Source organism: Serratia sp. NA_13 (genome assembly GCF_052691735.1).
Genome location: NZ_JBQZFV010000001.1, coordinates 380,318 through 399,344 on the forward strand (window position 1 = coordinate 380,318; position 19,027 = coordinate 399,344).

Consider the following 19,027-nt stretch of genomic DNA (forward strand, 5'->3'; position numbering starts at 1 on the left):
CACATATGATAATTCATATGTGTTGGATTTTAAATCACCGAGTGCGAAATGAGGAACGAAAAAGTGGATAAATTTCCAGCCCTGAACGCTGAGTGCTTTGACAAGCACATTGCCGAGCGTTTGCATCTGCAAGAACCACCACGGATCCTGACTCTGTATGGTTCGGTAAGAGAACGTTCATACAGCCGTTTTGCTGCTGAGGAGGCAGGGCGCCTGCTGACCGCGTTGGGTGCCGAAGTCAAAACCTTTAACCCATCGGGTTTGCCGCTGCCTGACGATGCGCCAGAAACACATCCGAAAGTCGCTGAACTGCGCGAACTGGTCAGGTGGTGTGATGGTATGGTCTGGAGTTCTCCAGAAAGACATGGCGCAATGAGTTCAGTGATGAAAGCCCAGATTGACTGGATCCCGTTAAGCGAAGGCGCTGTCCGCCCATCTCAGGGCAAAACACTGGCGGTGATGCAGGTCTGCGGCGGTTCACAGTCATTTAACGCAGTAAATCAGATGCGCATTCTTGGCCGATGGATGCGGATGTTCACTATTCCCAACCAATCATCAGTGGCGAAAGCCTGGCAGGAGTTCGATGAGCATGGGCGGATGAAACCCTCGTCCTGGTATGATCGCATCGTCGATGTCACTGAAGAGTTATTCAAAGTCACCCTGCTGTTGAAGGGGCATACTGATTATCTCGCAGACAGATACAGCGAGCGGAAAGAAAGCCATCAGGAGCTGTCAGCACGCGTTAATCAGACAAAAATATAACCGGGCTTAATGCCTGAGGCGTAAAATTGCTTCTCTCCAGAGCACTCAGGGGCGAATGATCGCGGCGAAACGCACCCGTCTCTACTGCCTGCACCAGGTCCCAATGGGTGGCGGCAATAAGGCTGGGCATCCGGTGACAGTACCGAGGCGCTGCACCAGTTCCGCGATCATTTCACCCTATATTCAACGTTATGTGACAAACCTGGGGCACGGCTTCGACCTTTTACGCCGGTGCCGCCATCTGTGTGATCACCCTGGTGGGCATGCGTCTGGCACCTGTGGTGTACAAGGGCGCCTGACAGCAGAATAGGTCGTCGCTGCGATAATAAACAGCGTAAATCCAGAGTGCCAACGGGCGGATTCAACCGGTTTGACGATGCTATCTGTTTGATAATCGAAACAACAGTGACCGTCCCTTCAACAGAGAGAATCGCCCATGCACTTTACTCAAGCCATTGCCAGACTCCCTGCCGATAGCTGCGCCAGCGGCCAGACCACCGCCCAATTGGGGGCGCCGGATATTGCCGTCACCGGCCGCCAGTTTTTGGCCTATGTGGACACTTTGCTCCGCCTGGGGTTAAAAGTGACAGTGTTACCGGCTGCCCCGGCATTTCCTGACGCCCACTTTGTTGAAGATACGGCGGTAGTGATGCCGGAGCTGGCGGTGATCACCCATCCGGGGGCGCCAAGCCGCCAGGGTGAAGTGACTACCATTGCGCCGCTGTTCGAAGGGGAACGCCCGGTAGTGCGGATGAGCCAGCGCGGCCATCTTGATGGTGGAGATGTGCTGCTGGTCGATCGCCAGTTTTTTGTCGGCCTGACGTCTCGCACTGATGAGGCCGGTATCGGCGAATTTGCTGCGGCGGTAGAGCCCTATGGCTACCGGGTCACGGCCATTGAGGTGAGCGCCGGGCTGCATTTGAAATCAATCGTCAATTACGTGGGGCGTAATACCCTGTTGCTGACGGAAGACTACCAGCATCATGCTGCCTTTAGCGGTTTTAACAGCATCGTCATTGCGGAAGCGGAGTCCTACGCCGGTAATACGCTGTGGATCAACGATACGCTGCTCACTCCGCAGGGTTACCCGCAAACGCTGGCGCAAATAGAAAAGCTGGGCATGCCCATCGTTCAACTCGACACCAGCGAATTTAAAAAAATGGACGGCGGCCTGACCTGTCTGTCACTGCGTTTCTGATACTTTCTTTTACCGGGGATCTCAGCCATGAAAAAAACATTAGCAGTTTTACTGACCAGTCTGGCATTGGGCGGCCCAGCAGCGGCACAGGCCTTCGACACCATCAGCTTTGGCGTTGACGGTGGCTATCCGCCGTTTGACGTGTTGGCACCCAGCGGTGAGATCACCGGTTTCGATATCGATATTGCCAATGCGTTGTGTACCCAGCTGCATGCCAAATGCGTGTTCGTCAAACAACCCTTTGAAAGCATGATTGCCGCGCTCAACGCCCATAAGTTCGATGCCATTATCGCGTCGTTAACCATTACCGATGAACGCAAGAAAGAGGTCGATTTTACCGACCGTTATTACCGCAGTTCTGCCCAGTTGGTGGCGCGTAAAGGTAGCGCGTTGCTGCCGGATGTCGCCAGCCTGAAAGGCAAAACCGTTGGCGTGCAGACCGGTTCTATTCATGAGGCCTATGCCAAACAGCACTGGGGAGGAAAAGGGGTGAAAATTGTCTCTTACGCCAACCAAGATAATGTCTATCTGGATCTGATGTCCGGGCGCATTAATGCGTCACTGCAGGACAACACTCAGGCCGCCAGCAGCTTTATCGATACCCCGCGCGGGCAGAAATTTGCCTTCGCCGGGCCGGTCATTGAAGACAGCACTATCTCTTCTGACGTTGGCATTGCAGTGGGTAAAGATAATCCGGCGTTGCGCGATGCGCTAAACGGGGCCATCAAGGCGATACGCGCCGACGGGACTTATCAGGCGATCCAGAAAAAATATTTTAGCTTCGACATTTACGGCAACTAATCCGGCTCGGATCCAGTCATCCAGGGGAGGTCATAAATGGTCGCAGAGTATATACCGTTGCTGGCACATGGCGCGTTGCTGTCGCTGTGCGTGATGCTGGTTTCGCTGGCGGTGGCGGTGGCGTTGACGCTTGGCATGATCAATGCGCTGATCAAACTCTTTGGTCCGCTCTGGCTGCGCTGGGTATCGACGGGTTACACCACGCTGGTGCGCGGCATTCCCGAGTTGGTGATCATGCTGTTGCTGTTCTTTGGTGGCGAAATGCTGGTCAACGGCTTACTTGGCCTGGTGGGATTGGGGCCGCTGCGTTTCAACACCTTCATCTCTGGCGTGCTGGCCATTGGCTTTGTGTTTGGCGCTTACTACACCGAAACTTTTCGCGGCGCCTTTCTTACCGTTGAACGGGGTCAACTCGAGGCGGCAATGGCCTATGGCATGCGGCCGGGCCAGGTGTTTCGCCGCGTGCTGTTGCCGCAGATGCTGAGTTTTGCCATTCCCGGTATCAACAACAACTGGCTTGGGCTGATGAAAGCCTCCGCGCTGGTGTCAATTCTCGGGCTGGAAGACATGGTGTGGCTGGCGGAGCAGGCCGGGCGGGCCACGCAAAAGCCTTTCCTGTTCTATTTCCTGGTGGCGTTGATTTATATGGCGATTACCGCCGTCTCCAGTTGGGGCTTTAGTAGGCTGGCACGGCGCTACGCGTTGGCTTCCTCACATTCGGCAGGAGCACGCTGATGAATCTGCAAAATATGCTGGAGGCGGCACCGAGTTTTTTGTGGAGCGACGGTTCCGACGTGACCGGGCTGGTGATGACCGCCAGGCTGTTTTTGCTATCGGTGGTGCCGGGATTACTGCTGGCGGCGTTAATGGCGATCGGCCAGGTCTATGGCCCGCGCCCGTTGTCGTGGATTATCCGCAGCGTGACTTACTTTTTCCGTAGCACGCCACTCTACCTGCAGTTGATGCTGATTTACTACGGCCTGTCACAGTTTGACGTGGTGCAGTTGGGCTGGCAGAACGACCAGCCTTTCTGGCTGCTGTTCCGCGACGCCACTTTCTGCGCCACGCTGGCGTTGGTACTCAATACCAGCGCTTACGTAGCCCAGCTGTTGGCAGGCATGATGGAGACCTTCCCGCGTCAGGAGTGGATTGCCGGTGAAGCCTATGGCATGAGCCAGTGGCAGATCATCCGCCGCCTTGTGCTGCCGGCAACGCTACGCCGCGGCATTCCGGCGCTGAATAACGAGATGGTCTTCCTGCTGCATGCCACCTCGCTGGCCAGTACCGTCACGCTGTTGGATATTACCGGCGTGGCTCGTGCCTTTTATGCCGCCACCTATTCACCCTTTATTCCGTTTCTGATGGCGGCAGCGCTATACCTGCTGTGTACTTTCCTGCTGATCTTCATGTTCTCACGGGCGGAGCGTCGCTGGCTGGCCTTTATCCGCCGCGATTGATGCCGTTCAGGATCGTTTGATCGACTGCAGCTCGGTCAGGGTGACGATTTTATCCACCCGAAACTTTTTGCTGGTCAGCCAGGTATCGGCCAGCAGCCGATAGTTTTCCATACTGCGGCAGCCGATACGCACCAGAAAATCGAAGTTGCCGCTGACCAGCCAACAGTCCAATACCTCAGGGGTATTGCGCATTTCCTGCTCGAACGCCGGTTGGGAGTGGCCGTGGTCGGCCAACGCGATCTGCGCCTGGATCACAAATGCATGTTCCGGCTCCGGCAATTCGATAATGGCGCTGTAGCCTCGAATAATTCCGTCGCGTTCCAGCCCACGAACCCGCTCAAGGCAAGGGCGGGCAGTCAGATTGACCTGCTCGGACAGTTTCTGATACGAAATTCGGCCATCCCTGCACAGTATTTCAAGGATTTTTTTGTCGATGCGATCAAGCCGGGCTTTCTTTTCCACAGATAGGGCGTCCAATGAAAAGTAAACATCATAAGTTACCTGAACATGCCCAGGGTGGGCAGCGCCAATTCACCAGTTTTCATTTCGGCCAGCCGGGTAAAGGCGAAAAAATTCACCTGCATGCCGATGAACTGCCCTGTATGTTGGTGCTGCACTATCTTAAAAGATTGCTCAGCCAGGCGGAACGGCAGCAGATAGTCACCATCGACCATGCCCTTTAGGGTGATAAAGTCGGTGTTTTCCACCCGCACCTAATCCCCCAAAGGCAAAGTAGTCGCGAACCTGATAACGGCACAGCAGGACCACCAGCGCATCGCAGTTCCACAGATTGTGTTCATTGGCCGGTGCCAGCGGATAGTGGCCGAACTTATCTGGTATGAATAATTAATGGCAGTTGTATGTCGTACCTGGCGAATGTCTCTGCGGGAAAGATGGCTTGCCGACCGTCGTCCATGTTAAATTTGACCTTTGCCACTCCGTAGCCCCTGATGACAAAGAGAATTTCATATGGAAAAACGGCTACCTGTGCCAAAGAAGTCAGGGTCTATGCGCACAGCCAAACCACGTCGCCCACACGGACGTTGGGTTTACTATATTCTGCATGAAGATATTCTGTGGCCTTGCCCGGTCAAATGGGAGTGGGAAAGCAGTTTCCACGCCTGGTTGCCGTTTTACTATTCGCCCACTCTGGAATTTGTTGCCGGTAACCCCGCCAAGGCAATAAAAATCGCTAAAACCAAGCGTTAATCATTATTTCGGCTCAAGAATTTCGTTTAACTATGTCGAAAGAAATAATAATTAACTTTCTGTTTTTAAAGAAAACGCCAGACCGCTTGCCCTCAGAGGGGACAGTCACTACATTAACAACTGTACTTCAACTCACCTGAGGAAGGACATCCTATGAAAGCTGCCGTAGTCACCAAAAATCACAGCGTAGATATTCAGGAAAAGCAGCTTCGCCCACTGAAATATGGCGAAGCGGCGCTCAAGATGGAGTGTTGTGGGGTTTGTCATACCGATCTGCACGTCAAAAATGGCGATTTCGGCGAAGTCCCCGGCATCACCCTGGGTCATGAAGGGGTCGGCGTTGTTACTGCCATTGGCGAGGGGGTGACCTCGTTAAAAGTCGGGGACCGTACCAGCGTCGCCTGGTTCTATCAGGGCTGTGGACACTGTGAATACTGCGTCAACGGTAACGAAACCCTGTGCCGCTCGGTCAAAAATGCCGGTTTCAGTGTTGATGGCGGCATGGCCGAAGAGTGCATTGTGGTGGCGGACTATGCGGTCAAGGTGCCTGATGGCCTGGATCCTTTTGCCGCCAGCAGTATCACCTGCGCGGGGGTTACCACCTATAAAGCGGTAAAAATTTCCGACATCAAACCGGGGCAGTGGATCGCGATTTATGGCCTGGGCGGGTTGGGCAACCTGGCGCTGCAGTATGCCAAGAACGTGTTCAACGCCAAAGTGATCGCCATTGACGTTAATCAGGGCCAGTTGGATTTTGCCAAAGAAATTGGCGCGGATCTGGTTATCAATTCAAAAACCGAGAACGCCGAAGAAATTATTCAGCAGAAAGCCGGGGGCGCCCATGCCGCCGTGGTCACTGCGGTAGCCTGCTCAGCCTTTAACTCTGCGGTGAATGCGGTTCGCGCGGGGGGCAAGGTGGTTGCCGTAGGTCTGCCGCCAGAGAGTATGGATCTGAGCATTCCGCGCCTGGTACTGGATGGTATTCAGGTGGTGGGGTCGTTGGTGGGGACTCGGGAAGATCTGAAAGAAGCCTTCCAGTTTGCCGCTGAAGGCAAAGTGACGCCGAAAGTGACCAAAAGACCGCTGGGGGATATCAACGCCATCTTTGAAGAGATGAAGTCCGGCACCATCCGTGGCCGTATGGTTATCGATCTGTCCAACTCTTGATCCTGCCAAAACTAAGGCCACTTTTGGGCCAATGCCGATCACCTTAAGTGACCGGCATTAATTGATAACAGGCCTTCCTGTCACAACAACAAATCAGAACAGCCCGAGCGGTTTGGCATCGTAGCTGACCAACAGGTTTTTCACCTGCTGATAATGCGATAGCGCCACCTTGTGGGTTTCGCGGCCGACGCCGGAGTTTTTATAACCGCCGAAGGCGGCATGCGCCGGGTAGAGATGGTAACAGTTGGTCCACACCCGTCCGGCCTTGATGGCGCGGCCCATGCGGTAAGCGCGGTTGACGTCGCGTGTCCACAGACCGGCACCCAGCCCGAACTCACTGTCGTTGGCCAATGCCAGTGCTTCAGCTTCGTCTTTGAAGGTGGTGACGCCAATCACTGGCCCGAAGATCTCTTCACGGAAGAAACGCATGCTGTTATTACCGGTGATCAGCGTGGGCTGGAGATAGAAACCGCTCTGCAACGTCTGCTGATGGCTGGCACGCTCGCCGCCGGCGATAATTTTCCCACCTTCGTTCTTGGCGATCTCGATATAAGACAGGATCTTGTCGAACTGCTGCTGAGAGGCCTGCGCGCCGATCATGGTGTCGGTATCGAAGGGGTCGCCCTGGCGAATGGTGGTGATGCGCGCCAGCACTTTCTCCATAAATTGTGGGTAGATAGATTCCTGGATCAGGGCGCGTGAAGGGCAGGTACAGACTTCCCCTTGGTTGAAGAAGCCGAGGATCAGGCCTTCAACCGCCTTGTCGATAAACTCCGGTTCGGCCTGCATGATGTCTTCAAAGAAGATATTCGGTGACTTGCCACCTAGCTCGACGGTACTGGGAATGATATTTTCCGCTGCACAGGCGAGGATATGTCGGCCTACCGGGGTGGAGCCGGTAAAGGCAATTTTATCGATGCGCTTGCTGGTCGCCAGTGCCTCACCGGCTTCTTTACCAAAGCCCTGAACCACATTGAGTACCCCAGGTGGCAACAGGTCACCAATCATTTCCAGTAACACACAGATGCTGAGCGGAGTCTGTTCCGCCGGTTTGAGCACCACGCAGTTACCGGCTGCCAGCGCCGGGGCCAGTTTCCAGGCCGCCATCAGCAGCGGGAAGTTCCAGGGGATAATCTGCCCAACCACGCCCAGCGGTTCGTAAATATGGTAGGCGACGGTGTTTTGGTCGATCTCTGCGGCGGTGCCTTCCTGCGCACGCAGACAACCGGCAAAGTAGCGGAAGTGGTCAATCGCCAGTGGGATATCCGCGTTCAGCGTTTCGCGGATCGGCTTCCCGTTGTCCCAGCTTTCGGTCAGCGCCAGTAACTCCAGCTTTGACTCCATACGGTCAGCAATAGCCAGTAACACGCTGGAGCGCTCCTGCACGCTGGCCTTGCCCCAGGTTTCGGCCGCGGCATGGGCGGCGTCCAATGCCAGCTCGATGTCTTTCGCGTCGGAGCGTGGAAACTCGGCCACCATCTGGCCGGTTATCGGGGAGGTGTCGGTGAAATAGTTGCCTGAAACGGGGGCGACAAATTTACCGTCAATGTAATTGCCATAACGTTGCTTGAATGAAAGCAGCGAGCCAGGTAAACCGGGATGAACGTATTTCATGTAAACACCTCTTATGAGAACAGACTGTGTAGGGTTGACGCCTGACTGAGTGACGCCATCATCGTAATCCTAAGCATTGCCTGTGCCACATTGCGACGATGACCGAAGCGTAAAAACAAAAAATGATTCATATCAGCAAGTTGAATATTAAAAAACGCTTTCAGTAGCAATAAAACCGAGGACTTACTCTCCATTTCTATTATTTTTTGTGTTCCATGTCGCAACGCATTCGACACATTCATGATACAAAAATGCAACACTTTATTGGCGGGAGTTGGGGATGTTGCATAAAGACCAGACCACCCAAGCCAGGTTTGCCTCTGAGCGCGATAACCAGTCTGCATCCAGCCCACTGTCAGAATCCTGGCTACGCAGCCAAGGTTATGGCCTTAACCGGGCCGATGATTTGGTTCCTTTTATCCGGCCGACTTTGCTTAATGAAGTGCGTGGGCAAAATGGCTGGGTGGCACAGTTGGCGCAGCCGCTGATCGAGCGTCTGGGCGGCGAAATTAACCGACAACCCTCAATAGTGGTGATCTCGGATGCCAAGGGGCTGGTGCTGGAAACCTGCGGCAATAGCCATTTTTTGCGTAAGGCGTCGCGTATCTCGTTGGCACCGGGCAATTTATGGGGCGAGCAGGAACGTGGCACTAACGCAATAGGTACCGCGCTGGCGCTCGGTGCTTTGTGCGAGGTCAATGGCGACGAGCATTTTCTTAATCAGAACACCGGGCTTTACTGCGCGGCAGCGCCAATTTATCGGCCAGACGGCCTGATTGCCGGCGTGCTGGACATTTCTACGCCGGCGCAACGCCCTTTTGATAACGCCCGATCTCTGATTTTGCAGGCTGTCAGGCACATAGAGCATCAGTGGGTAATGGGGTGCGTCACCGCTCAACACTGGACGCTGCGCCTGCACAGCGATGCGCGAATGCTCGGCAGCGCCCATGAGCTGCTACTGGTGTTTCGTGATGAGATCCTCACCGCCGCCAACCGGCTGGCAATGCAAGAGTTCAATCTTACCGCAGCCTGTTTTGGCACTCTGGATTTTGCCAGCCTGTTCCCGGAAATGCAGCGGCAAACGCTGAACGCGCCACGTCAAACGCTGGCAGTTAATAATCGCCATTATTATTCGCAGTTGCAGATGCCTAAACGGCATTCGCAGACGTTCCGGCCGCTGCTGTCTCCCATTGATCGTGACGGTGCGGACAGACAAAAAGCATTACGTATTTTAAATGCTGGGCTAGCGCTGTGCATTAGCGGGGAAACCGGCTGCGGCAAAGAGTACTTTAGCCAGCGATTGTTTGAGGAAAGTCACCGGCGGCAGGGTAATTTCGTGGCGATCAACTGTGCTGCCTTGCCCGAGAACCTGATCGAATCCGAGCTTTTTGGCTATGCACCCGGCGCTTTTACCGGCGCCAACCCCAAAGGGTACCTCGGCAAGATCAGAGAGGCCGATGGCGGCGTATTGTTCCTGGATGAAATCGGTGATATGCCATTGAGTTTACAGACCCGGCTGCTGAGGGTGCTACAGGAAAAAACGGTCACGCCGCTCGGCAGCCGTATCAGCTATGCCGTCGACTTTTCGTTGATCTGCGCCACCCATCAGGATTTGGCGCAGCAGGTGGCTGCGGGGGCGTTCCGTGAGGATTTGATGTATCGGATCCAGGAGTTTAATCTGCGCATTTTACCGCTTCGTCAGCGAGCGCATGTCGATGGTTTTATCCTTAATCTGTGGCGTGAATTGGGTGCCGAGTCTAGGAGTCTCCGGCTGGCGCCGGAGACCGTCGCGGCACTGGCTCGCTATCCGTGGCCCGGCAACGTTCGGCAGTTGTTGAGCACGCTGAAGGTGCTGTTGGCCCTGGCGGATGATGGCGAGCTGATTACGCCTGACGCATTGCCCGAACAGTTTGGCGTCTTATCGACCGCCCCTGGCTCCCGCGCTGCGCCGCAGGAGATGCTGGACGCTATCCGTCACGCTAATGGCAATATCAGCCTGGCGGCGAAACGGCTGGGGGTTTCACGCAGTACGCTTTATCGCAAAATAGAGAAAAGCCGGGGGCGGACAGTACAATGACTGCCCAAAAGCCAAGGCCCATTTAAGGGGCCTTGGACGGAGTGTTATTTGTCGCCTAATCCCAGTGGGTTAATTTCAGAATGTTCGATTTTCTCGTCGCTTTCTGCCCAACGATCCAACACCTTCAGGTAGCTGCCATTGGCGATAGCGCTATTGAGCGAAGCCTGCACCGCATCCACCAGACCATTGCCTTTTTTCACCGTAACGGCAATGTTGGCGCTGCGTGGCCAGCCGCCCGGCACAATGCCGACCAAGGTAGTTTTACCGTTCAATTTTGCCTGATAAGCCCCAGAGACGTTCGGTCCAAAGGTTGCGTCAGCCCGGCCGGACTGAATGGCCAGTGTGGCGGCCGCCTTGTCGGTCACGTAGATCGGTTGTAGGGCAGGTAGCCCTTTGGCCTGATTCTCTTTATCCCAGGCCAGCAACACGGCTTCCTGATTGGTGCCGGAATCGACGATAATCTTCTTGCCGGCAATATCCGGGGCCGATTTTATCGAGGTGATTTTGCTGCCGGTTTTGACGTAGAACCCCAGCGTATCCTGGCGATAAGTGGCGAAGTCAAACTTGGTTTTACGCTCCTGGGTGACGGTAATATTATAAATCGCCGCGTCGTATTTACCTGACGTGACCCCCAGGGGCCAGTCTTCCCACGAGGTGGGTACCAGCTTGAGTTTCAGCCCCAGGCCATCGGCCACCAAGCGGGCAATATCCGACTCACTGCCAATCACCGTTTTATTATCACGGGCGTATAGCCCAAACGGTGGGCCACTGCCCAGTATCGATACGGCCACGGTTAGCGTGCCTGGTTCGACAAATTTAAACCCGGCCGGGATCCTGGCCGCCGCTTCAGGGCTTTTTTGCGTATGGATCGGCGTTTCGTTGGCAACCAGGTCAATGCCCGATGCGGCATGGGACAGGGCAGAAAGACTAAGGAGTGCCACCGCTACGGTGAGTTTTGCGCTATACATCATTATTATTACCTGCATTATTAGGTGGTTGGGGCGGTCGACTCACTATCCTTTATGCCGCTAAATCTGTGAACGAACAAAATTGGCTAACCAATTTTAGAAATGTCAGGTTGCAGGATGGCTTGGCGGGGGCTGGTCATTGAGTGTTTGAAGAGGAAATAATGCTGCAATAAAAAAACCGACCGCCGGCAGCATTGCCGGGCGGTCGGTTAGGGGGGATTACTGAGTGTCAGCGCTTATCTTTTCTTCAACCGCCATCGGGGCCTGAAAGCCTTTGAGCCGTAGTGCGTTGCCGAGCACGAAGACGCTGGAGAGCGCCATCGCCGCGGCGGCGAAGATCGGTGAAAGTAATGTGCCGTTCAGCGGGTAGAGCGCGCCGGCCGCTACCGGGATCAGCACCACGTTGTAGGCGAAGGCCCAGAACAGGTTCTGCTTGATGTTACGGATGGTCGCCTGGCTGAGCGCAATGGCATTGGGGACGCCGCGCAGGTCGCCCGACATGAGCACCACGTCAGCGGCCTCAATGGCCACATCGGTTCCGGTGCCGATGGCCAGGCCAACGTCGGCTTCGGCGAGTGCCGGTGCATCGTTGATACCATCGCCCACAAAGGCCACCCGGGCACCGCCGCTGCGAAATTTCTTCAGCGCTGCGACCTTGCCGTCGGGCAGAACCTCGGCGGCGACTTCATCAATTCCCAGTTGTTTGGCGATCGCCGCAGCGGTAGCCGTGTTGTCGCCGGTGATCATCGCCACCTTAAGGCCAAGCGCATGCAGCGCCTTGATTGCTTCTGGCGTACTTTCCTTGATCGGGTCAGCGACCGCTATCACCGCCGCCAGACGGCCGTCGATGGCCGCATAAAGTGGGCTTTTACCCTGTTCACCCAGACGCTTAGCGGACTGTTGGAAGCTGCTCACGTCAAGGCCAAGCTGGGTCATAAAGCGGTCTGCACCGACTGCGACGGTGCGTCCAGCGACGCTGGCAGAGACGCCGAAGCCCGGTGTGGCATCAAAGCTTTCTATCGCGGCGAGCGTCATGTTCTGCTGCCTGGCTGCCGCTACAATCGCTTCGGCGATCGGGTGTTCGGAGCGAGTTTCCACCGCCGCCACCAGAGCCAGAACCTCCTCGTATTCAAAGCCTTCGGCGGGCACCAGATCGGTCAGTTCAGGACGACCTTTGGTCAGGGTACCTGTCTTGTCGAGGGCAATAACACTGACATCGCGCAGTGCCTGCAGGGCTTCACCCTTGCGGAACAACACGCCAAGTTCGGCGGCGCGGCCGGTCCCGACCATAATGGAGGTTGGCGTAGCCAATCCCATGGCGCAAGGACAGGCGATAATCAACACCGCCACCGCATTAATCAGCGCAAAGGTCAGGGCCGGGGACGGGCCAAACACCAGCCAAACCAGGAAGGTCAGCGCGGCGGCGGCCATTACTGCCGGCACGAACCACATGGTGACCTTGTCAACCAGCGCCTGGATCGGCAGTTTGGAACCCTGAGCCTCCTCGACCAGACGAATAATCTGCGCGAGCACCGTATTGGCACCGATTTTGGTAACGCGGAAACTGAAAGCCCCGGTTTTGTTGATGGTGCCACCGACAACAGCGGCGCCCATGCCTTTTTGTACCGGCACCGGTTCACCGGTGATCATGCTCTCGTCTACGTAAGAGGTTCCTTCGACGACTTCGCCGTCAACCGGCACCTTTTCGCCAGGACGAACCAGCACGATGTCACCGAGGGTTACCTGATCGAGCGGGATTTCGATGGTTTCGCCATTACGCTCGACGCGGGCTGTCTTGGCCTGCAGGCCGACCAGCCGCTTGATGGCCTGTGAGGTCCGCCCCTTGGCGCGAGCCTCTAAAGTCCGGCCAAGCAGGATCAGGGTAACGATGACCGCAGCAGCTTCATAATAGACGTTGGCGGTCCCCTGCGGCAGCACCTCGGGAATAAAAGTCGTCACCACCGAATAGCCGTACGCCGCCACCGTGCCGACCGACACCAGCGAGTTCATGTCGGGAGCGCCTCGCAACAGCGCCGGGATCCCTTTGCGGAAGAAACGCAGCCCCGGCCCAAACAGCACCAGGGTGGTGAGAACAAATTGCAAATACCAGCTGGTTTGTTCACCCAGCACGCCTAGCACCCAGTGATGCATGGCGGGGATCAGGTGCGACCCCATCTCGAGAATGAACACCGGCAAGGTGAGGATGGCGGCAATAAGTAACGAGCGCCGTAATCCACGGGCCTCATGCTCACGTCGCTCGGTATCCTGATCTTCTGTGCTGGCAGTGGCGGTGGACAGGCGGCGTGGTCGGTAGCCTGCTTTTTCAACTGCGGCCTCAAGGTCTGTAATAGAGACGACACCGGCGAGGTGACGCACCCGCGCACGCTCGGTCGCCAGATTGACATTGGCCTCAAGCACACCGGGTATTTGGTTCAGTGCTTTTTCTACCCGGCCGACGCAGGACGCACAGGTCATTTCTTCTATTGCCAGCTCGGTGGTCTCTTCACGCACGTTATATCCGGCGTTCTCAATGGCGCGAACCGCCGCCTGCGGGTCAGCCGCGCCGCTGAAGGTGAGATCGGCGCGTTCGGTGGCCAGATTGACCGAAGCGCTATCCACACCGGGTACGGTCTTCAGCGCACGTTCGACACGGCCTACGCACGAAGCGCAGGTCATGCCATCGACCGGCAGGCTCAGTCGGGTGACCTGAGACATTGTCGGGGTGGAGTTGGGTTTGAGAGAAACGGAAGTCATTGAGCTGTCCCTTTATGCTGTCTGTTGGTGGAAAGCTTAAAGCTTCCCACCACGGGAAGGTCAAGCGGTTATTTTGGAGGAGGGGTTCTTTAGCAACATACTGAGCGCAAGGGGCGCCTCAACGGCCTGGCTAAAAAGAAAACCCTGGCCCAAATGATATCCGGAGTTGCGCAGCGTTTGCCGCTGCTGTTCGGTTTCAATCCCTTCGGCAATGATATCGATGGATAACTTTTGCCCCAGAATACCCATACTTTCGACAATGCCCAAAATAGCTGCTTCGTTGTTCATGCGGCGGATAAAGTCGCGATCGAGTTTTATGCAGTCCAGTGGGTAGTTCATCAGGTGGGTTAAGGAAGAGTGCCCGGTACCAAAATCATCTAGCGCAATGCGGATCCCCATTTCCTTGAGCATTTGCAAAGCCCGCAGCACATACTTCGAACCGTGCTTATTGAAGGCGTGCTCGGTCACTTCCAGCTCAATCAGATGGTGAGGGATGTTAAACATCTGCAAGCGCTGCAGGAATGTTTCGGCGTAGCTATCGCGTAAAAATTCGATAGGGGAAGCATTCAGTGACACTGGCAAAACTTCGGCGCCAGAAGCAAGCCAGGCCGAGATATCGGCAAACACCTTCATCTGCATGGCTTCGCCGATTTTGGTTGCCAATTCGTAGTCGTTAAACGCTTCGCAGACGCTATCCGGCGTCTGGATGCTGTTTTGCGGGCAACACCAGCGCAGCAGGGCCTCAAAGCCGACAAGGGTACCGGTTGCCAGATTGACCTTGGGCTGATAGCTGGGGCGGATCTGGTTGTGACGCACAATCTGACGGGCGTGATTAAGCTGTGTCGCACGTTCCCTGGCTTTATCCATCATCTGCGGATTAAACATATAAACGCCGCCACGGCCACCGTCTTTGAGTTCGTACAGGGCGGTATCGGCACATTTCATCAATTCTGACGCGTCACGGGCATCCTGCGGGTAGAGGGCTCCGCCAATACTCATGCCACAATGAAGCGCTTTACCGCCATAGGTGACCGGTGTTTCAAGCTGCAGCAGAAAGTTATTGGCGATTTTGAAAATATCCTGCTCGTTTTCTACATCGCTGATCACTACGGCAAACTCATCGCCACCCAATCGGGAGACGAATGAGTTAGGGTTTAAATCAGTCTTGAGTCGCCGGGCTAGTACACGCAACAGATGATCGCCGGCATCATGCCCCTGGGTGTCGTTCACCAGCTTAAAGTGGTCGAGATCCAGCAAAATCAGCCCAAGCGATTTATTATTGGCCAGCGAGCGTTTCATTTCCTGTTTTAATCTTTTCTTGAATAACCGCCGGTTGGGCAGACCGGTCAGTTCGTCATATTCACTGGCGATCAGTAAGCGTTTTTCAGCTATCCGTTGAGAGGTGACATCGCGCGAAACGCACAATATATTTTGTATCCGGGAGTCCTTGTCGATCACCGGAGTGAGGATATTATCCCAATGCTGCAATCTGCCATCCGGGGTGGCGCTAAGGCCGGCGAATCTGGCATTTCTCCCGCTTAACACCTTACGTAGCGCTTTTTTGCCACGCTGGCGAACTTCGGGCTGTAACAGACTCAACCAGGGCATGCCAAACTGCTGCCGGTTCTCATCTACGCCCAAAGCGATGCTGCCCGCTTTGTTCATATGCAGCAATGAGCCGTCATTATTAATCACTTTGATACAGTCGACGCTGGCATCAAGCATGTTTTTCTGCGCCGCCAGCTTTTCGGCAATGATTTGTTTTTCCAGCATTTGCTGATGGATATCGGTACAGCTGAGAAACCAATGATTCTGTGAGGAATTTGGGGCTTTTCTAACGCCGAACGACAGTAAAAACCAACGATACTCACCACTGCAATGGCGCAGACGGGCCTGATAAACGAACGAGGTGATGGCGGTTATCGACTGTTGCCACAACGAATCGATGTGCGCATAGTCATCCGGATGCAGCACTTTCAACCAGCAGGCGTCCTGGTTATCAAATGAAGTAAGGCCGGTATATTCACACCATAACCTATTGAAATGTCCCCCGAGGCTATTACCTACGCCAATGAGATTCGGCAAACCGTCAAATATTTCATTAGCCATATCAACAGGATGATTACCATCACTGCGCTCGGGTAAAACACTCATTTGTCATTTCCTCTGAAAACCGCTCGGCATCCACGTCAAAAATATTTTTTGCCAGCGGAAATCATTATGTAGCCTGGCCTGTGCAATAAAAAACCACCAGAAAGAATGAGATATAATCCTGAGTAACACATTAGGAATACTCTCGTATTTATGTTTTTAACTCATCCAATTTTCTCCGAGTGTTCTCACTGTTAAATATCATTAAAACCGTTATATCGGCGGATATAAAAAAGCCCCCGTGATTTAGCGGGGGCTGGTGTAATGATAACTTATGGGAGGATTTATTTATCAAGCGCATAAGCGATGACGTAGTCGCCGCGGTCTGGCGACTGGCGTGCGCCACCGGCGGAGATCACAACGTATTGTTTGCCGGTGACCGGCGAAACATAGCTCATTGGCGTGCCGCCGCTGCCGACAGGCAAACGTGCTTTCCAGACTTCTTCGCCGGTGGAAGAATCAAATGCTCGCAGGTAGTAATCCTGAGTGCCCGCAATGAACACCAGGCCGCCCTGAGTGGCTAGCGTGCCGCCCAGCGTTGGCATGCCCACCGGCATTGGTGCGCGCATTTTGATGCCGAATGGCCCGGTATCCTGCACCGTACCAGCCGGGACTTGCCACACTACTTTCTGCGTTTTCAGATCGATAGCGGACAGGGTGCCGAAAGGCGGTTTCTGGCATGGAATGCCCAGCGGTGACATAAAGCGGTTCTTGTTCACGCCGTAAGGGGTTCCTTTCAGCGGCACGGCCCCCATCCCGGCGTTGACCGACTCACCGCCGTTGCTGGCTGGCGCGTTTGCATCGGTTTTCTGCGGGATCATCTGTACCCACAGGCCCAGACGCATATCATTGGCAAAGATATAGTGGTTGTTGGGATCGGTCGACAGACCACCCCAGTTCATGCCACCCAGCGAACCGGGGAAGCTGAGCGAGATATCGGTGTCTGGGGCGGTGAACAGCCCGTCATAACGCATCGATTTAAAGCTGATACGACACATCAGTTGATCGAACGGCGTTGCCCCCCACATGTCGGATTCGGTGAGTTTCTGATTGCCGATCTGCGGCATGCCGACAGAGAAGGGTTGAGTGTCCGAGTATTGCTCGCCAGGGATGGTGCGGGTTTTCACCGGCAGCTCTTTAACTTCGGTCAAGGGTTTACCGGTATGGCGATCCAACACGAAGAGCTGCCCGGTTTTGGCACCAATCACCAGCGCCGGTTTGCTGGTGCCATCCTTCATTGGGAAATCGATCAGGCTCGGCTGCATGGGCAGATCGAAGTCCCACAGGTCGTTATGAACGGTCTGATAAACCCATTTTTCTTTACCGCTGGTGGCATCCAGCGCCAGGATAGAGGCACCGTATTTGTGATCCAGTGCGTTGCGATTAGCGCCCCACAGGTCAACCGAAGAGCTGCCCATTGGCAGGAACACGGTATTCATTGCCGGATCGTAGGACATTGGCGCCCAGGAGTTCGGCGTGCTGCGCACGAAGGTCTGCCCCGGTTTCAAAGCTGAATTTGGATCTTGATTACCCGGGTCAAACGCCCAGCGCATTTCACCTGTGATCACGTCGAAACCACGCAGTACGCCACCAGGCATATCGGTTTGCACGTTGTCGGCTACGCGGCCGCCGACCACGATAGTGGTACCGGCCAGTGTAGGGGCAGAGGTCAGTTGGTATTTGGGATCTGCAGCATCCCCCAGACCGGCCTTAAGATCAACCACACCCTGATGGCCAAAGTTCTGACAGAACTCGCCGTTATCGGCGTTGATCGCCACCAGGCGCGCATCGATGGTGTTCATCAGAATACGGCGTTGGCAATTGTCACCGGCCGCCAGAGTAGCAGGGATGGCTGGGGTTGAACCCGGCACCGTCGGTGCCGGTATTGGCTTGGTGACATCAAAGTAGGCCAGACCGCGACAACGGTTCCAGACCTGAGATTTCGCGTTGATCTCACGCTTCCAAATTTCTTTACCGTTGTCGGCATCGACGGCGATGACATTATTATGCGGCGTACACAGGAAGACGCGGCTACCGACTTGCAGAGGCGTTTGTTGATCTTCTGCACCATTGCCGTCCGGGCTTAGTGGGGTATCGCCGGTATGGAAGGTCCAGGCGACTTTCAGCTCTTTCACATTGTCGCGGGTAATTTGGTCCAGGGCCACGAAGCGGCTGCCACCTGGGGTGTTGCCGTAGTTGTCCCAGTCTTTTTGCTGTTTGGCTTTATCTACCGGGATCAACGGTAAGGGTTTTCCGCTGAAAGCGACGGTAGGGTGTGGCTGGAACATCTGCACAAAGGTACCAACCATGCACACCGCCAGTACCGCGCTGAGCAGGTAGGACAGTTTCGCCAGCGGTGCCTTGCCTTCCGATTTACGCAGTGTCGGCCAACTGAGCAAGGCCAGTAGCGTCAAACCGGCAGGGACCATTAAGCGTGAAACCAGTGGCCAGAAATCGAAACCGGCATCGTACACCGACCAAATCAGCGTGCCGATAAACACCAGCAGGAACAGCGCCACCGCTGAAGATTTACGGCGGAAGAATTGCACCGCACAAAGCAGGGTGACGATACCGGCAATCAGGAAGTAGCTGCTGCCCCCTAACGAGGCCAGTTTGCCACCGGCAATGGTAAAGAATAAGCCGACCAGAGTAAGGATTATTCCCAATAAACAACACCATAGTTTAATTTTTATACCCGGACGGGTATTTGATTCAGGCATGGCTGATAGACTCCAGGATAATGTTTTTCTTCATGTTTACCTCGATGACCACGATCAGCGTCCTCCCGATCAAAACGGAGTTGCAAAGCGAGGATCAAACGACGGAATAATCACATTGTACCATTTGATTCGTTAGCAAGTTAAGGATA

The 19,027-nt window shown here is 54.9% G+C and carries 14 protein-coding genes and 2 pseudogenes; 10 read left to right on the top strand and 6 right to left on the bottom strand.

Translation table 11 applies throughout. The features are described 5' to 3' along the window. The first annotated feature begins 63 nt into the window (after nucleotides 1-63). The 6 genes and pseudogenes from arsH to ACUTSU_RS01795 all read left to right on the top strand — a co-directional run bounded on the left by arsH (nucleotide 64) and on the right by ACUTSU_RS01795 (nucleotide 4,218). Entirely contained in the window at nucleotides 64-762 is a 699-nt protein-coding gene (gene arsH, locus ACUTSU_RS01770; RefSeq protein WP_445653698.1) for an arsenical resistance protein ArsH, read from the top strand. A 197-nt stretch (nucleotides 763-959) separates the two neighbouring features. Continuing rightward, nucleotides 960-1,061, top strand: a pseudogene (locus ACUTSU_RS01775) (hypothetical protein); the annotation flags it as partial. A 137-nt stretch (nucleotides 1,062-1,198) separates the two neighbouring features. Next, the gene (locus ACUTSU_RS01780) at nucleotides 1,199-1,960 is read left to right on the top strand and encodes a dimethylarginine dimethylaminohydrolase family protein (RefSeq protein ID WP_445651544.1); all 762 of its coding nucleotides are present in this window, start codon (nucleotides 1,199-1,201) and stop codon (nucleotides 1,958-1,960) included. A gap of 27 nt (nucleotides 1,961-1,987) precedes the next feature. Beyond that, nucleotides 1,988-2,761 (top strand): ABC transporter substrate-binding protein, encoded by a 774-nt coding sequence (locus ACUTSU_RS01785; RefSeq protein WP_261094860.1) that lies wholly within the window; start codon nucleotides 1,988-1,990, stop codon nucleotides 2,759-2,761. Between the two features lie 36 nt (nucleotides 2,762-2,797). Continuing rightward, nucleotides 2,798-3,496, top strand: coding sequence for an ABC transporter permease (locus ACUTSU_RS01790; protein ID WP_445653699.1), 699 nt, complete (start codon nucleotides 2,798-2,800; stop codon nucleotides 3,494-3,496). Then, complete coding sequence (locus ACUTSU_RS01795) at nucleotides 3,496-4,218, top strand: ABC transporter permease (protein WP_445653700.1); 723 nt, start codon at nucleotides 3,496-3,498, stop codon at nucleotides 4,216-4,218. The genes ACUTSU_RS01790 and ACUTSU_RS01795 overlap by 1 nt, the downstream gene beginning before the upstream one ends. A gap of 6 nt (nucleotides 4,219-4,224) precedes the next feature. Here the strand turns inward: ACUTSU_RS01795 and ACUTSU_RS01800 are convergent, their stop codons facing one another. Then, a complete protein-coding gene (locus ACUTSU_RS01800) occupies nucleotides 4,225-4,680 on the bottom strand; it encodes an Lrp/AsnC family transcriptional regulator (protein WP_085116755.1) in 456 nt (151 codons plus the stop codon). Nucleotides 4,681-4,694: 14 nt separating this feature from the next. On the opposite strand from ACUTSU_RS01800, the pseudogene ACUTSU_RS01805 reads away from it, so the two are divergent. From ACUTSU_RS01805 to adhP, 3 genes and pseudogenes are all read left to right on the top strand, one after another. Then, nucleotides 4,695-4,871 (top strand): annotated as a pseudogene (locus ACUTSU_RS01805) (succinylglutamate desuccinylase/aspartoacylase family protein); the annotation flags it as partial. Between the two features lie 355 nt (nucleotides 4,872-5,226). Continuing rightward, nucleotides 5,227-5,427 (top strand): hypothetical protein, encoded by a 201-nt coding sequence (locus ACUTSU_RS01810; protein WP_445651546.1) that lies wholly within the window; start codon nucleotides 5,227-5,229, stop codon nucleotides 5,425-5,427. Nucleotides 5,428-5,580: 153 nt separating this feature from the next. Continuing rightward, complete coding sequence (gene adhP, locus ACUTSU_RS01815) at nucleotides 5,581-6,594, top strand: alcohol dehydrogenase AdhP (protein WP_445651547.1); 1,014 nt, start codon at nucleotides 5,581-5,583, stop codon at nucleotides 6,592-6,594. Nucleotides 6,595-6,687: 93 nt separating this feature from the next. Here the strand turns inward: adhP and exaC are convergent, their stop codons facing one another. Continuing rightward, nucleotides 6,688-8,208: an acetaldehyde dehydrogenase ExaC gene (gene exaC / locus ACUTSU_RS01820; RefSeq protein WP_445653701.1), complete on the bottom strand. Its 1,521-nt coding sequence runs from the start codon at nucleotides 8,206-8,208 to the stop codon at nucleotides 6,688-6,690. 280 nt (nucleotides 8,209-8,488) lie between these two features. Between exaC and ACUTSU_RS01825 the strand changes: the two genes are divergently transcribed. After that, a complete protein-coding gene (locus ACUTSU_RS01825) occupies nucleotides 8,489-10,285 on the top strand; it encodes a sigma-54-dependent Fis family transcriptional regulator (protein WP_445653702.1) in 1,797 nt (598 codons plus the stop codon). Nucleotides 10,286-10,329: 44 nt separating this feature from the next. On the opposite strand, the gene ACUTSU_RS01830 is transcribed toward ACUTSU_RS01825, so the two are convergent. From ACUTSU_RS01830 to ACUTSU_RS01845, 4 genes are all read right to left on the bottom strand, one after another. Beyond that, complete coding sequence (locus ACUTSU_RS01830) at nucleotides 10,330-11,256, bottom strand: ABC transporter substrate-binding protein (protein WP_445651550.1); 927 nt, start codon at nucleotides 11,254-11,256, stop codon at nucleotides 10,330-10,332. 216 nt (nucleotides 11,257-11,472) lie between these two features. Next, a complete protein-coding gene (locus ACUTSU_RS01835; protein WP_445653703.1) occupies nucleotides 11,473-14,007 on the bottom strand; it encodes a heavy metal translocating P-type ATPase in 2,535 nt (844 codons plus the stop codon). Between the two features lie 60 nt (nucleotides 14,008-14,067). After that, on the bottom strand, nucleotides 14,068-16,161 hold the full coding sequence (locus tag ACUTSU_RS01840) for a bifunctional diguanylate cyclase/phosphodiesterase (protein ID WP_445653704.1): 2,094 nt from the start codon (nucleotides 16,159-16,161) through the stop codon (nucleotides 14,068-14,070). Between the two features lie 281 nt (nucleotides 16,162-16,442). Then, complete coding sequence (locus ACUTSU_RS01845) at nucleotides 16,443-18,878, bottom strand: glucose/quinate/shikimate family membrane-bound PQQ-dependent dehydrogenase (RefSeq protein ID WP_445651553.1); 2,436 nt, start codon at nucleotides 18,876-18,878, stop codon at nucleotides 16,443-16,445. Nucleotides 18,879-19,027: the final 149 nt, after the last annotated feature.